Here is a 15,996-nt window from a genome sequence, read left to right as displayed (position 1 = left end):
TCCAAAAAGTGGTCGATGCCAATCCGTAACTGGACGTCTGCTTTGAATCGCTTTATGATTATGTTTGATGATCGTATAAGCAGGCATTTAATCTAAATGGCAGTTACACAGAATCTGGGATGGTCTCGGCTTAACATTTACATTATGGTGATTTTTTTTCTTATCTATAGGAGATGTAATTTCTATTGGTGGCTTAGTTGAATTTGCGTCAGGTAGTACCTCCTCTGTTGACGACATGTTCATATACTTTTCGTCGGCTTTATATTCTTCATAGTGCTCAAAAACTTGCTTCTCACTTTGGTCGTTTGGGGACAACATTTTCTTATGAGCGTCTTCAATGTATTTATTTATCAGTTTATTTGCTGTAATCTTATTTTTCTTTGTGAGCTCGTCTAACTTAGCCTGATTTTTCTTATATATTTTTATAATGCCATCGCTCGTTTTACTCTTAGAATCATATTGCTTTTGCCCATCCCATGCCTTCTTAATACTAAATAAAACATAGCTTCGTGGAGAATAACCCTTATTCTTTTCAGTTCCAATATCGTCACTTTCAATATTAGAAAGCCTATCTAAACTTGCTAATATAAGCTCATATTTTTCCTCAATGGTCTCAGGGAAAAACACACCTTTGAGAATAATGTGTTTATTCTTTTCAAGATAATCATACGCCCACTCGATCTGTTCATGGTTAGAAACATCAAGCCATTTTAGTTCCTTATTCTCAGTACGACCCTTTAAGTATGTTGCTTTGACTGAGAGCAAAATTTTAACCTTCCAGTCACTACCTGCAACTATCGTTTCTCTATAACCAAAGCCAGATGCATGATGATTAAAAATTGCAATATGGTACCTTAAAAAATTAGTTGTTCCAGCAGTTAGCTCTTTTCTCCCTTTGTAAGCTGCGTTACTTACCATATTGTAAATCAAGCTCATCAAAAATAGTGAGCATCGTAAATCGTTTTTAAACCACTCAAGATAATTTTCTGGCAAGATACTTTTAGCTTTGAATTCGATTAGAAAATTGTATCTCTCTATAGGCATAGGCCAGCTTTCTAGCTGTTTGATCAGTAAGTTTTTATAATCATCCTCATCGTAAGTTATGTTTTCCAGACTTTTGCCCGATAAAATATTATCTATGTATAGTAGAGATCTTGCATCCGCTATACTCATTTTTTGCAAAGCCTTGTAAAAATCTTCAATTCGCCTCTTTCCAGATTTTATATCTTTAATATATTCATCTGTCATTAACTTTAAGAACTGCGACTGACTGTACAGCATTGATGCTTGATCAAATCGATAGTTCTGACTGTCATTCAGCTTGGTCAATTGTCCGTCCACCGTGTCATTTCCTCGTAAAATATTATAGAAAAATATAGTAAAAACCCTAGTTTATATTAGGTTTTACACTATATTTTTTCTAGTTTATTTCTAGCAATAAATCCATGGAAACCTTAAAATTAGGTAATATTATTCATCTATAGCTAATATATAGTACCTTACGATTAGAGTCTATATTTTACTGTCTATTAAATAATGGGATGGTTAGCTACAGCGATGAATGTTGCCAGTCTATACTAAATTAGCGTAGATGAATCTAAGTAATTACTAAGTTAGAATTTACTAGATATAAGAACTAACAGCTTTAATCGAAAGTGCTAGTTCAATAGCGAAAACATGCTTATCAAGCCTAGTTATAAATCAGAATAGATAGCTTTAAAAATTTGTGGTCTCTACCTGTGTTAAAATATTACAGCGGAAAATTGTTCAGTATAATTTGTCGCTTTGTTTAGCTAACTCCATCCCAAGAAACCACCTGTAGCACACAGCAATTTGAAATTACTTAGCGTGCGATTCTTCAACGTTAGCTGAAATACAGCTGCTTTCCGGCAGCTGATCCTTAATGGGTTATGTATATTATTAATACTCCAGTAGTCATTTATTCTATTGCTGAGAGCTCATCTCTCAGCGACTAACATTATAAAAATACGGACTGATCCCACCCTATGAAACTAACTTCATAGGAGTACCATAATGTCTTACTCACACCTAAACCAACCGCTAGTTGCTGCAAACGTCCATAGTCTGGTTACAGATATACTAGCGAACACCATCTGTTTTAACGAGATTATAAATCAACTGAACGAATTGTATTATCCGTTCATGACACACTTAAATACTGAGCTATTCTATTCACAGCCGGTTGTCGCATTTGTTCATAGCACCAACGCTATCGTTGGTGATTCATATCCCGTTAATGTCATTTGGGATCATGATAAAACACAACATTTTATCAACATGCTGTCATGCTATAGAAATGACATTGAGCGTGAACGCATCACGTTCAGCTATCAGGAGTCGCAAAATAGAAACAATTTAGCGAATTACGTAGGTAATCTGACCACTCATTACTCAAAACTGCTATTTATCCGCATCGACCTAAAGTACGCACAGCAGACCAGTCATCATGTATCTATCGAAGACTTTGACTTTCACATGAGCAAGTTCCGTGAGCTTATCGGTAATAAAAAGACGTGCTTTGAGCATTTGCAAGGCAATGCTTGGGCTTTAGAACAAGGCGGTATCGAGGGCGGGTTGCACTGTCATTTACTACTTATATATGATGGCTCAGAGCGACAGAACGATTGGTACTTGGCTAAAGAGGTGGGCGAAAAATGGAAGGAGGTAACCGCTGGTCTAGGCGAATACTATAGCTACCACGATAAAGAACGTAAGCAGCAGTATAGGCAACATGGCAAACTAGGTATCGGCATGATTCATCGTGATAACCCTCAGGAAGTCGAAAACGCTGTAGCTTCAGCTTTATACCTAACGAAGCCAAGCAAGAGTGAGCAGCAACTTAAACTTTGGTTACCAAACATGCGTACCTTTGGTCATGGTATTTATCGTACAAAAAAACGTAGAGGCCTACCGCCCATATCAAAATAATCTCAGATATATAATATTCCTATGAGAGCAATCAGATAGCTATGCTTTTCTGACCGTTTAAACCCAATCCACCCTAATTAAAGGTCTGCTATGAGCAGACCTTTTTTATGCGCCACTATCAAGGAGATATTATGAAACCTATCTGTCCCAATTGTCATTCAGCCCATGTCATAGAAAATATGGATAACAATATACAAGGTATAGCAGAGGATTTGTTTTCACCAAAGCTACTTGCTGGTATCGGTGCTAGCGTCTGCAAGTACTACAAGATCAATCCCATGATTGGCATGGTCGCAGGTGGTGCTATTGCTACCGTGATTAATCTGGCACAACAAAAGCTTATCCAACCGCCACTCGTTAAAGCGGCTCTCATGCCGCGCTATCTATGCAGTACCTGTCAGCATAGCTTCAGTATCTGATTTCCTAACTTATCCAAGTATTTATCAAACCACTTATTTTATCGAACAATCAAGGAGTAATACTCATGGCACATTTAATCGAGAGCATGGCATACGTCGGTGAAACCCCTTGGCATGGCTTAGGTAACGAGCTTTCTCCCAAGCAGCCTATTGAAGTCTGGGCCAAGCAAGCAGGAATGGACTGGCGTATTGAATCATCAGATGTGAGCTACATGGCAACTAATGATAAAGGTCAAAACCTAATCATGCCTTATGACAATAACAAGGTGCTGTACCGCAGTGATACCTTAGAACCACTATCCGTTGTTAGTCAGCGCTATCAAGAAGTACAACCTAATGAGATCTTAGAGTTTTATCGTGATCTGACTGAACAAGCAGACTTCGAGTTGGAAACCGCAGGCGTACTTAAAGGTGGTCGTAAGTTCTGGGCACTCGCTCGTACGGGACAATCAGCGACGCTACGTGGCGGTGATGTTAGTCATGGCTATTTGTTACTAGCAACCGCTTGTGATGGCACGCTTGCCACCACAGCACAATTTACCAATATTCGCGTGGTATGTAATAACACTTTAGCGATCAGCTTAGCTGATGGTAGTGGCGGTGTGGTGAAAGTACCGCATAGCACTACCTTTAATGCGGAAAAGATTAAGCAGCAATTAGGCGTATCCGTCAATCAATGGAATGAGTTTAACTATGAGATGAAGCAGTTGAGCAATAGACGAGTCACTCAAGCAGAAGCGGCCAATTATTTAAACCGTGTGTTTAACGATGTTAAAGACGATGGCCTTATTTTGTTTAATACGGCTAAGAAAGAAAAAGATGCGGTCCCGAATGCTAAAGCTATGAATCAGGTGATGACGATGTTTAACGGTCAAGGTCGCGGTGCTGACCTAGATTCTGCCAAAGATACGGCATATGGCTTACTCTCTGCCATGACTGAATATGTCGATCATGAACGACGTGCCATGTCGAGAGATCATCGTTTGGACTCTGCATGGTTTGGCGCAGGCGCTAAACTCAAAGATAAAAGCCTCGATGAAGCGCTACGCTTAATTGCCTAGCCACTCTATCTATCTAATGAATCAGCCACGCCTTTGAGCGTGGTTTTTTTATGCCGTCAATGAACCAAGGCACATCCACAGATCACCAAGAATAAACTTAATAAAGGAGTTCACCATGAACATGGTCGCATTAAACAATACAACCACGACTCAGCTAAGACCTAAACGTTCAACCATTATAGATAAGACGTCTCGAACCGCTAAATCTAAAACCAAGGCCAAATCAGCAGAAGTTACGCTAAAGCAAAATGAAGTTATTAGTAAACCTATTCAACCAAAGACATCAACCACGCCTAAGCGTTTGGTCAACACCAAAGATTTAAGCCATGAAGACTGGTTAGCCATTCGTAAGCAAGGTATTGGCAGCTCTGATGCCGCTGCCGCCTGTGGTATCCATCCGTATTTGTCGATGCTTGAACTATGGATGATCAAGACTGGTCGTATGACTTCAAACATCGATGAGAGCATCGAGGGTTATTCGCCTTTGTACTGGGGCAATACCTTAGAGCCGATGGTCGCTAAGTACTACCAAGAGCATACTGGTAACAAGGTTAGGCGTGTCAATGCCATCTTGCAGCATCCTGATTCTGACAAGGCCTTTATGCTGGCTAACCTAGACTATGCCATTACAGGTAATGATCAGGTACAGATTCTAGAGTGTAAGACTGCTGGTGAACATGGGGCTAAGCTGTGGAAGCATGGCGTGCCGTTGTACGTGACGTGCCAAGTACAGCATCAATTGGCTGTCACAGGCAAACAGGCTGCACACATCTGTGTGCTGCTGTGTGGACATGAAGCTAAGATTTATAAGGTTGAGCGTGATGAGCGCTTGATTGAGTCCATCATGGAGCATGAGCGTCTGTTCTGGCAGTACGTAGCAACAGACACACCACCAACCCCTGACCACTCAGAATCTGCTGCTCGGGCATTAAAGCAGCTGTATCCAACTGCGAAACCATCAAGCAAGGTTGACCTAACGGACGATGACGGTGCTAACAAGCTGTTTGAGCAATTGCTGAGCTACCGTGACTATATGCAAGAGCTAGAAGAACGTCATGACCAAGTGAAGCATCAGCTGCAAACGCTGATTGCTGATAACGAGGTAGCTGTGTTCGAGAAAGGCGTGATCTCTTGGAAGCGCTCGAAAGACAGTATTGGTCTAGATAGCAAAGCCGTTATCAAAGCCCATCCTGAGCTATTAGCCAAGTTCAGTAAAACCAAGCAAGGCAGCAGACGCTTCGTTGTGCTTAATGATTGAGCTGAAGATCACTCAATTATCAAGACAGCAACCAACCAGTCAAAGCTAATTAATCAAAGCAAGCGCATAACCGCCCACCTAGCACAGGTGGGCTTTTTTATGGGCAAGCACATTCTATTAAATACATAAGGAATACCACCATGATTAAAGGTCTAACGATAACCCCGCCAGTTTTAGGTCGTATTAGCATCGGACGTATCGTCGTAAAAGATGGCAAGCGTTTACCTGCCAAAGACGATCAATTTACCATTACCAGTCAAGTTCAGAACAAAGACGGTTGGATCAACCATCCACTCGATGCAAAGCTACGCGAAAAGAATGATGGCAAGCTCAGACAGATTCCCGTACGTATGCTGTTTAATGATCCTGAGCTTAATCTGCGAGCAGAGTACACACTGTTCGATAGACAAACAGGTCGTCCACTGTGCGTGGGTGACGGCGAGCAATGTCAGCGCAGAACTAGCAATGGCGTCGAGCAACTGCCATGTCCATCACCTGATCGTTGTCCACTGGCACAAGGCGGTGCTTGTAAGCCGTATGGCAGACTGTACGCAAATCTGAGTGAAGATGATGAGCTGGGTACGTTCATCTTTCGCACCACAGGCTTCAATAGCATACGTACCTTAGCTGCACGCTTAAGCTATTTCGCAGCGGTATCAGGCAACAAGCTGTCGTGTCTACCATTACAACTCACGCTTAGAGGTAAGAGCACTACGCAAAGCTATAGAACTCCGATCTACTTTGTAGATTTAACGCTACGCGATGATGTGACACTAAAACAAGCGGTACAAGATGCTGGGGCCATTGATAAAGAGCTTAGCGAACATGGCTTTGATCAAGCAGCACTAGAGGCAGCGGCAAAGCTTGGCTATGTGAACTCGTGTTTTGGTATCGATAGCGAAGATGCAATGGATGTAGTGGATGAGTTTTATCCTGTAGAGACAGGTGATGTTAGCAGTAGTCATCAAGGAGGGTCGCAAAATAGTATCGCTCCCTACAATGTCGGTAATATTGAAAGAAGCCTAAGGGAGAGTGTGACAAAGGTGAGCTAAAACCATCGAGGCAGAGATACAGCATAAGAAGGAGCTGAACGATCAGCTTCTTTTTTTATTGCATCATCTAAGACTAGCCGCTGGACTACATGGGATGCCGTAAAAAAATATGGGACTCCGTAACTGTATGAGAAGAAAGATTCTCATTAACTTACAAAGGAGATAATCATGCAATTATTAAATGCGAATACACAGCAAAATGCATCAACAGCTAGCACTTTACAGATACCTCGCATGATACCGCTCAAGCAGGTAATGCATTATACAGCGCTTAGCAGCACTACGATTTATGAAATGATGAGCAAAAAATCCAAACGTTACGACTCCACCTTTCCAGTTCAAGTTAAGTTATCAAAAGGACGAGTAGCATGGGTAGAAAGCGAGGTGGCTGATTGGATTGAGAGTAAGATGGCAGATCGGATTCACTAAGCAGTGATATAAAAACAAGCCGTATAATGCGGCTTGTTCGTCTAAGTTCGTCTAAGTTCGTCTAAGTTCGTCTAAGTTCGTCTAAGTTCGTCTAAGTTTAGACCAACTTCCAAACCTTATCTTCAAAATAGATAAGGTTTTTCCTCTTCATTTTTTGAAGTAGATTTTTTATTTTATGAAATTTCTGCTCATCAGTTAGAATATCAGGAAGCTTGTTAGATAAAAATTTATTGAAATCCGAACGCTGGGCTTGTTCAAATTGTTTCAGGAATTCTAAAATAGCAGTTTCATAATAGTCGTCGTTTAAACCACGCATTTGCATATACTCAGCTTGCTGTTCAGTATGCTTGGCAACATCAGCGGCTATCATGTAATTATTTTTACGACCTTCTATTAATGATTTTTTACGTAACGTTTCTGCTTCGTCTTCAGTAATCGCTTGTTTTTTCTGTACTTTATCTAGTGCAATAATATCGTACAATGATAGATTATCTACTTGCGCCAACTGTTTAGCATATTCTTGATCCAGTACTTTACCAGTGAACTTCACTCGCACTCTGTTGTCTGATAGGTCATAATCTGGCAAAGGAAAAAAGCGCTTGTACTGAATTTGATACATTTTTTTGATGCCACTACCAATGGTGTCCATCATATTTAGACTGACCATGGCGTTAACCAAAAATGGATTACGATAGCTCGCTTCAGGCGCATCTTGTAGCAAGACGTTCTCGATAGTCTTAGGAATAAACTCCCCACTGTTTTGAAAAATCAGTGTTGAGTCTTCTTTTTCAACTACAGTAATACGTCCGCCCAGACGATAGTCTTGATGACCAATAGCATTACTTAATGCTTCACGGATGATATAGGGATCATACTGCTGCACCTCTTCAGGAAACAGCGTACCAGCAGGCATGTAGCGGTAGTTGAGATTGCGAATTTTGTTATATACCTCGTCTAAGGCTAACAAAAACGGTGGTTCAAAATGTTGATAGTCTTTTTCAATACCATCAACGCCCTTTAGAATCCAAGTGATATGCGCTTGCGCTGGGCTCAAAAAATACGTGGACTCATAACGCCCCAATAAAACAATCGCTGTATTAGTGATCTGACCACGAATGGTAATTTTAGCTTTATTCAAAAAGGTAATGTCATCCCATTCTTGAATATCTTCAACCAAACGTTTGTTTTTATCAGCAAAGACTTGTCTAGCAACAGCAATGGCTTTAGGATCAAGGTCTTCAAGCGTTGCCTCATGGCAAATCTCGGCACTCCAGTCATCCGCTCGATTTTGCCACAGCTTACGGCTTTGATCAGGATAATGCTTAAGTGGTTTTGTGAAGCTACCAATACGAATATAAGGCTCATGTAAAAAGCTAATGGGCATATCTGTGGCTGCTGGAATTTCGAACAGCACCACCGCTTTACCATCAATCTGCAACTCATGAATTGTAAAATGAATTTTAGGACTTAAACGGCTAACCAGCCAATGCTCTAAGTCTTCGTTGCCTTTGGCTTTTTTTGTCCTTGGGCTAAAGCTTGTACCAACGATATTATGCGTGCCATCCTCTACGCCAAACACTAAATAGCCAAATTTCTTGCCAGACAAACAAGCACCATTGGCAAGCGCAGATATACGCTTACCAATCTCATCAGAGCTATGAAAGTTATGCTTAAACTCAAGCCACTCTTGTTCGGTAGGCTGTTGAGTTAGGCTTAGGATAAGGCTTTGATAGTGATCGGGCATAGTAAGATACTATATCTAGTTAAAGAGAGTGTATATTGCGTCTATTTGAGCGGTAGGATCTACTTATTTAGTTTAAACTAATTTGTCCATTTTCCAAGTAGTCATTTATAAAACTGAATATGAAAAGTCTCAAACATAGCTGAAATGACCCATGCAAAAAAACCTCACTTACAAGTGAGGTTTTAAATAACTACCTGCAAGACCCTTATTTTTTGTGTCACTACTACTGAATGTACCAAATGGCCTACCTTTTGGGAAGTCTTGATCCGTCAAACCTTGCTTACTCATTTCTTTAATTTCATCATTTTCTTTTTGTTGATCAGCATCATTTAGTTCTTCAGCATCATCGTCATGATCGTCACCATATGGGTTACCCATCGTACTTTCCTTACATTCATTAAGTAAGAAAATAGTATCGAACGATTAATTCATTCTTTCAAGTAAATTTTCAATATTTTGTCTGGGAATGTAGATCATTATGCACTTCAATACTTTTCCAAAATAAAACATTAAATTATCTAGCTCTAAACTTCACTCATTCAAATAAAGCTCAGCCATCCCATCAAGCCTAGCTTTCACCTCTTTCCAGTTCGGCATTACTTGCGTTAGTAGCCGCCAAAATTTTTCGCTATGATTATGCTCAGCGATATGGCAGAGCTCATGTAGTATCACGTAGTCAATGCACTCCTTTGGTGCTTTTACCAAATGCGGATTAAGTATTAGATTGCCTTTAGTAGAGCAGCTACCCCATTGTTTTTTCATTAACATTAGTCTCAATGAAGGACTATTTTTTACCCATGAGGCCTTATTTATCAAGGCTTCAAGCCTCTCTCTAGAGATTGACCTGAATTTATTTTTGTACCAATGATCAATTAGGCTTTTTACGATAGCAGTTCGTTCTTCAATATTTAGTTTAGAATCACTTTGAGACAATTCTACGTTTAACTTACCGCGACTGAGCTTCACAGTGCTATGTATTACATCGGCAGTTTCTATATTGGTTATCACTTTTAGTACATAACGACGGCCTAGATAAAACTGGGTTTCACCGCTAACATAACGTTTGGGTAATACATGATCTTGTTGCTTGGCAAAGTCCTGTAGGCTTTGCCATATCCAGCGAGCACGTTTCAACATAGCATCATAAATCATCTCATCGGTAGCATCGACAGGTGCGGTCGCAACCACACGCTGATCAGGATGTACTTTGATGACTACTTTTCGAGGTTTGCTTGGTTTGGTCTCATCGGTAATTAGCTCATCGCTTTCAGGCTGGTTTATCTTTGCCTTATAAGTTATTTCTTTACGCACAACTTCATAGTCAATTTTATCTTGACCATAATAAAACACACCATTCTCAGTCATTGCCTACTACCCTCTTGCTACTCTTATGCTACTTGTCTCTTGAAAGTCCAAGACGGGTAATCTTTAGTACTTCCTCAATGAGCTGTTGCGCTTTATCGATACCCAAATCCATAAATAACATCGGCAGCAATTTGACACTAATAGCATTTTCGATCTCTGCTGGATTAATAGAATACTCAGCCACTGCTGTCTTAACGATATTATCAATCTCAAAGGCGTAAGCGACTAGCTTCTCGTTATTTAGCTCTTTATCTATCAAGAAATCAGTATCAAATAAATGCTTAAACAAACCAAAGTACGCCTGAGCATGTTTGTTCAATTTACCACTATCATCGATAAACTCATTTGGTACATCAGCGACATCACGGTCTTTGACGGCTTGCTCAAAGTCAGCAAACATCATGTATTGCTTCACTGGCGCATCGAACATTGCCTTGGCATCCGCAATCGCTTGCTTAAGCAATTTAGAAAAATACTCTTGGGCATAAGGATCATCAGCCAAATCTTGCTCAATCATCTTAGTAACACGACCAGTGATTTTATCGGTTTGGTTACGTGCTTCATCATCACTCATCGCTTCAGGCTTAACATCCTTACCTAAATTATCGACTAGGTAAACGCCCTTTGCCTCGCGAACTTCAAGCCCTGCGATGTGCTTATCAAGTAAGCTTCGAATATCCGCTTCATACTCATCATAATCGACAGTCTCATCAGCATCTTCGCGTACTTGCTTACGTAGATTGATAAAGGCTTTTAGATCTTGTTTATAACGATCACGTTTACTATCGAATGATTTATCTTCAAAAAAAGACGCTGACTGCAACGCAATTTTCATGGCGTTAGAAAACTCGGTCAAAGCCGCATAGAAATCATCACGTTCTTTAAGCTTGGTATCGACTACTCTACCATCGACTTCCTGCATTTTTGGTGCAAGCACTTGTCTTAACGCTTGCCCATCCTGTTTATTCTTCACCGATGAGAATATCGCCCACAGCTCGCTATGCAGTCTGGGTAGCTGCTTGTACTCCGTATCCATCGCGTTATACAGACCTTTAAGGTCTTCGATATCAAAGCCACCTTGCGTACGCTCCGCTAAGTCTTGGTATTTTTCAATGGTGATATCCAGCTCTTTTAAAATGCCACGATAGTCAATCAGATAACCAAAACGCTTTTTCTCATGTAAGCGGTTTACCCGTGCAATCGCCTGAATCAAGTTATGTTGCTTTAGCGGTTTGTCGATATACAGCACAGTATTCTTAGGTTCATCAAAGCCCGTTAATAGCTTATCAACGACGATCATAATGTCAGGACCATCATCTTGACTAAAGGCTTCTATGATGGCTTTAGTATAAGCCTTTTCATCACCGCCATACTCTTTGGCGACATTGGCTTGCCACCAGTTCTGGACGATGTCTTTTGATTCGCCATCGACAGTCTCATGCCCTTCACGGGTATCAGGTGGTGACATGGCAACCACTGAGGTCACTTTGCCAATCTTATCTAACGCCATTTTATAGCGGATAGCTGAGGCTTTAGAGTCACAGGCCAGTTGACCCTTCAGGTGCTGCTGTTTAAAGTTTTGGAAGTGATCCGAGATGTCATGAGCGATCAGCTCAATACGACCTTCAACCTGATAGATTTGACCTTTTTGGGAGAACTTATGTTTAAGGTCAGTCTTTTGATCATCGGTGAGCTTTTGGGTAATACGGTCAAACCAAGCATCAATGGCTTGGTCATTGGTATTGAGCTCAGGGATACGCTCTTCGTATAACAGTGGCGTAACGGTTTTGTCTTTGACCGCTTGCTGCATGGTATAGGAGTGAATGATGCTACCGAATTTATTCTCAGTCTTATCATCCTTTAGCAATGGCGTACCCGTAAAGGCAATAAAAGCAGCGTTTGGCAACGCTTGGCTCATGCGAATGTTGTTCTCACCGTTTTGGCTACGGTGACCTTCATCGACCATGACGATGATGTTTGGACTGTCGTTATAACATTCATCATACTTAACGGCTGAGCCAAACTTATTAATAATAGAGAAAATAACACGCTCGTTACCATTCCCGATTTGCTGCGCTAGGCGGCGACCAGAAGTTGCCATGGCATCCGTTTTGTCGCGATCGCTAAGTACACCACCAGAAGCAAAGGTTTTACTAAGTTGGGTTTCTAGATCAATACGGTCGGTGACGACAATGACGCGGCACTTGGCGAGTTCTTCTAACCAAATAAGCGCTTTGGAGAAGAACACCATCGTAAATGATTTACCACTACCTGTGGTATGCCAGATCACTCCACCTTCACGACTGCCCTTTTCATCAAAGGTGCTGATACGTTTAATCAGGGCTTTGATACCAAAGACTTGCTGATAACGGGCAACAATTTTGCCCACCTTTTTATCAAACAAGGTAAACATGCGCGTCATCTCAAGCAGACGCTTTGGCTGCAAAAGGCTGATGATTAAGCGGTCTTGGTCAGTGACGACTAGATCACCGCCAGCAATCAATGATTTATACTCCTCTTTAATAGAGGTAGGACGATCACCAAACAAATTCTCAACTTGCTTAGGACTGAGTGCTTGGTTCTTTAAACGATGAAACTCAGGCTCAGAGATTTCTTCTTCAACCCATTTTGCCCAAAACTTCCTAGGTGTACCGCAAGTAGCATACAGACCGTCATTACCATTAACCGCTAGCAATAACTGGCTATAGGCAAATAGGTTTGGAATAAACTTTGGCTTTTGATTGCGAATATGCTGGGACACCGCTTGGGCATTGGTCGATTGTCCCTCTCTACTCGAATCAGGGCGCTTGGCTTCGATCACTGCTAGCGGTAGACCGTTGACAAAGCAAACGATATCAGGAATGACATTACCTGTGCCCTCAGTATTCTGTACTACCATCTCTTCGGTAACGTGAAAACTATTATTATCAATATTGTTCCAATCTATCAGAGCGACGGTCTGCGAGGTTTTCTTACCATCGATGAACTCAGTCACGGTCACGCCATAAAGCATGGCGTTATAAAGCGCCTCGTTTGCTGCCTGCAACCCTAAGTTCATAGCAGGGTTAAGCTCATGCATGATTTTATCAATGGCGCTGTCTGATAAAGGATGCGCCTTACCTTCAAACGTAAAAGTTTGCTTAGCTAAAAATGCACGCATGATAGGTAGTAATACAACTTGGTCAATAGCCTTATTTGAAACCACTTTTGAGCGCATGGCACTGCATTGGCTAGGCGGAATAAACTGATAGCCCAGTGTGGTGAGTAAGGTTAAGGCAGGAATTTTTGAGCTGAATTCTTCGGCAAAATTGATGCTAGGGCTGGTATCCATACGGTAGCTCGTTGTTTATAAGCATTAATAGCTATACATGAAATGAATTTCATGCTTATTCTGAATTTACATCATAGTAGCGTAGGCAAGCTCGATATCCCGAGTGATGAGAGACTATCATCTGATAATAGATTAAGATTATCGTATATCCAGTTGACGAAATCAGCTCCTGCTAATACGGTAACATTGTGCAAATCTGCAAAATCATTATTTTTAAAGTCAGCAGTGGTAATCAGAACTTTATCGATTTGGGAGTAATCATCTTCATTGACCTCATACTCTGCAACTTGCTTTATACCATGATTTCCTGTTGTACCATCATGGTGCTTAACTTGAATAAAAATGCCTTCCTTCTTTTCTGAGAATTCTGAAAAACGTGTCGCAATGACATCGACATCTTGTATGCCCGATTTCTCATTTTTCGCAGGTATACGTGCAGTGTAGTTTTTAGCTTCTAAAATTTCCTTAATAAGGTGTTCAAGACCAATGCCACCAGACTGAAGGTTTATATCTTTATTACTGCGCAATCTAGATAGTAGATCAACTTTAAACTTCTCAGTGTTTTGCTGTATTTTAAGTTCTTGTTCATTGTTCCATGTATATAGCTTGTCGCTCTTAATCGATTCTATATGCTTATATAACTCGTCCGAAAACTCATTCAAATCACAAACAGTCATACGTATTTTAAGTCTGTTCTGCAGGGCAGTTGATAAGTTACCTCTAGGGATAAAGTAACCATCCTTATGCTTTAGATATCTGACAGATATTCTATTTTCCCCATAATGAATGCCTTTAGTAATGGCTTGATAACTTTTCTCACCAATTATTTCCGCAACAGCAACTGCTCCAGAAAAAGGAACAATTACATAGTCACCTTGCTTGAGATTAAAATAGCGTTTTATTTGGTTGGTTTGTCGTCCTCTACCGATACCTTTGAACCCTTGGTCAATTAAATCTTTAACAGTCTCAAATTGAGAAAAATTAACACTCGCCCAACCATAGCCAATCTGATTATTTTTAATAAGCTTGGGACTTCTGACCATCACAAAGTTGACTTGAGCCATTTACCAATTTCCTTTTAGGTGAGATATAAAAACCAACCATGTTCTATATGTATATTGATGTTCAACGATCAATCTACGCTTACTCTCTAATATCTGCTTAGGCATAAGCTAAGAGACAAGCGTGGTGAGCAAGAATAAGTCAAGTTGATGCTAAGATTAGTCATACCAGTATTGAGTAAGAAGTGTAAATCTAGTCACGACATTTCTTATAATTCGATGAATTGTCATCCCAATCAGCTTTAATATTCACACTCTTATCAGATAAATATTTATAATTTATCGTGTGTATGACTGGGTCTGCTTCATAATAAAAAGCACCTGTGACATTTAACTCATTTGAAGACATAGGATCTACTTTGATAACATCGAAGCGTTGAGTGCCATTTGAAGAACCTTTGCTATCACTTAAAAATGCTGGCTCACGAATTGCTTTAGGGAGATCGCAGTCTCCCCAAGAGCCTTGGTACTTTTTAGGAACAATACTAGATTTTTTCGAATAGACGTAAGAACCGTTAAACGCCCTTTCAGTAGAAGTGCAATTGCTTAAGTTCTTTAACTGAATTTCATTGGGTGAAAATCTCGTTTCAATTTGGCAACCTAAGTTAGACTGATAGTCTAGATAACCACTCTCTGGTACCGTAAAAATAACAGTGCTACCATCTTGAATGGGCTTAGCTTTACTAGCGATAACAAAGCTAGCGTCGCCAATCATATTGGCAAGAAACAGCTCGTAGTGTTTAGCACCTTCATATTCAAAACTGCTTAGGTGTACTCTTTTATTAGTGCCGCTGACATAGGTGCCTTCTGCTACAGGAGCAGCCATAGCCGTTAAAGGTAGTATGAAAAATAGCACTAAAGCTTGTTTTAACATTAAATGACGCCTTTTTAAGATTCACTTTTCTTAATAGTAGTTCACTGGTTCGTACAACGCACCTCTACTCTTCTGTCAAATCGAGACATAGCGTTTGTTCGGTCTTATCGATTGTAACTGATACTGTCATAAAAAAGGCAACAAAAAACCGCCAAGGTTGCGCGTTACCCAAAGGGCGTAGCGTGGCGGTTATGTTGAATATAGATTAGTTGGTAATTATTATAGTGTCAATTTGCTTTGATAGAAAATAAAGAGCAAAAGCTCAAAAATATTAGCCTCAATATCTGAATGCTTTAAAAGGTGGGAAATATGCGAGTCATGGGACGAGAGACCATCCCGAATTCTGTGTAACTGCCGTTTAGATTAAATGCTTGCTGATACGGTCATCAAACATAATCATAAAACGATTCAGAGCAGACGTCCAGTTACGGATTGGCATCGACCACTTTTTGG

The 15,996-nt window shown here is 40.5% G+C and carries 13 protein-coding genes; 6 read left to right on the top strand and 7 right to left on the bottom strand.

Annotation, left to right across the window (positions count from 1 at the left end; translation table 11 throughout):
• Window positions 1-87: 87 nt before the first annotated feature.
• Window positions 88-1,341 (bottom strand): hypothetical protein, encoded by a 1,254-nt coding sequence (locus JMX63_RS13535; RefSeq protein WP_201572965.1) that lies wholly within the window; start codon window positions 1,339-1,341, stop codon window positions 88-90.
• Between the two features lie 693 nt (window positions 1,342-2,034).
• Between JMX63_RS13535 and JMX63_RS13530 the strand changes: the two genes are divergently transcribed.
• The 6 genes from JMX63_RS13530 to JMX63_RS13505 all read left to right on the top strand — a co-directional run bounded on the left by JMX63_RS13530 (window position 2,035) and on the right by JMX63_RS13505 (window position 7,168).
• Window positions 2,035-2,949, top strand: a complete 915-nt coding sequence (locus JMX63_RS13530) for a YagK/YfjJ domain-containing protein (protein WP_201572963.1) — start codon at window positions 2,035-2,037, stop codon at window positions 2,947-2,949.
• A gap of 131 nt (window positions 2,950-3,080) precedes the next feature.
• A complete protein-coding gene (locus tag JMX63_RS13525) occupies window positions 3,081-3,368 on the top strand; it encodes a hypothetical protein (protein WP_201572961.1) in 288 nt (95 codons plus the stop codon).
• Window positions 3,369-3,433: 65 nt separating this feature from the next.
• The gene (locus tag JMX63_RS13520) at window positions 3,434-4,429 is read left to right on the top strand and encodes a DUF932 domain-containing protein (protein WP_201572959.1); all 996 of its coding nucleotides are present in this window, start codon (window positions 3,434-3,436) and stop codon (window positions 4,427-4,429) included.
• A gap of 115 nt (window positions 4,430-4,544) precedes the next feature.
• Window positions 4,545-5,687, top strand: a complete 1,143-nt coding sequence (locus tag JMX63_RS13515; RefSeq protein ID WP_201572957.1) for a YqaJ viral recombinase family nuclease — start codon at window positions 4,545-4,547, stop codon at window positions 5,685-5,687.
• Between the two features lie 140 nt (window positions 5,688-5,827).
• Window positions 5,828-6,739, top strand: a complete 912-nt coding sequence (locus tag JMX63_RS13510; protein WP_201572955.1) for a recombination directionality factor — start codon at window positions 5,828-5,830, stop codon at window positions 6,737-6,739.
• Between the two features lie 168 nt (window positions 6,740-6,907).
• The gene (locus tag JMX63_RS13505; RefSeq protein WP_201572953.1) at window positions 6,908-7,168 is read left to right on the top strand and encodes a helix-turn-helix transcriptional regulator; all 261 of its coding nucleotides are present in this window, start codon (window positions 6,908-6,910) and stop codon (window positions 7,166-7,168) included.
• 97 nt (window positions 7,169-7,265) lie between these two features.
• Here the strand turns inward: JMX63_RS13505 and JMX63_RS13500 are convergent, their stop codons facing one another.
• The 6 genes from JMX63_RS13500 to JMX63_RS13475 form a co-directional block, all read right to left on the bottom strand.
• Window positions 7,266-8,912, bottom strand: a complete 1,647-nt coding sequence (locus tag JMX63_RS13500) for an RNA-binding domain-containing protein (RefSeq protein WP_201572951.1) — start codon at window positions 8,910-8,912, stop codon at window positions 7,266-7,268.
• A 168-nt stretch (window positions 8,913-9,080) separates the two neighbouring features.
• Window positions 9,081-9,290, bottom strand: coding sequence for a hypothetical protein (locus tag JMX63_RS13495; protein WP_201572949.1), 210 nt, complete (start codon window positions 9,288-9,290; stop codon window positions 9,081-9,083).
• Window positions 9,291-9,443: 153 nt separating this feature from the next.
• Window positions 9,444-10,277, bottom strand: a complete 834-nt coding sequence (locus JMX63_RS13490; RefSeq protein WP_201572947.1) for a M48 family metallopeptidase — start codon at window positions 10,275-10,277, stop codon at window positions 9,444-9,446.
• 28 nt (window positions 10,278-10,305) lie between these two features.
• Window positions 10,306-13,608 (bottom strand): type I restriction endonuclease subunit R, encoded by a 3,303-nt coding sequence (locus JMX63_RS13485; protein ID WP_201572945.1) that lies wholly within the window; start codon window positions 13,606-13,608, stop codon window positions 10,306-10,308.
• Window positions 13,609-13,679: 71 nt separating this feature from the next.
• Window positions 13,680-14,672, bottom strand: coding sequence for a restriction endonuclease (locus JMX63_RS13480; protein WP_201572943.1), 993 nt, complete (start codon window positions 14,670-14,672; stop codon window positions 13,680-13,682).
• 190 nt (window positions 14,673-14,862) lie between these two features.
• Entirely contained in the window at window positions 14,863-15,543 is a 681-nt protein-coding gene (locus JMX63_RS13475; protein WP_201572941.1) for a hypothetical protein, read from the bottom strand.
• Window positions 15,544-15,996 lie beyond the last annotated feature (453 nt).

This window comes from Psychrobacter nivimaris (assembly GCF_904846365.1).
Taxonomy (GTDB): domain Bacteria; phylum Pseudomonadota; class Gammaproteobacteria; order Pseudomonadales; family Moraxellaceae; genus Psychrobacter; species Psychrobacter nivimaris_B.
The sequence above is the reverse complement of the archived record's forward strand: the minus strand, read 5'-3'. Positions and strand labels throughout refer to the sequence as shown.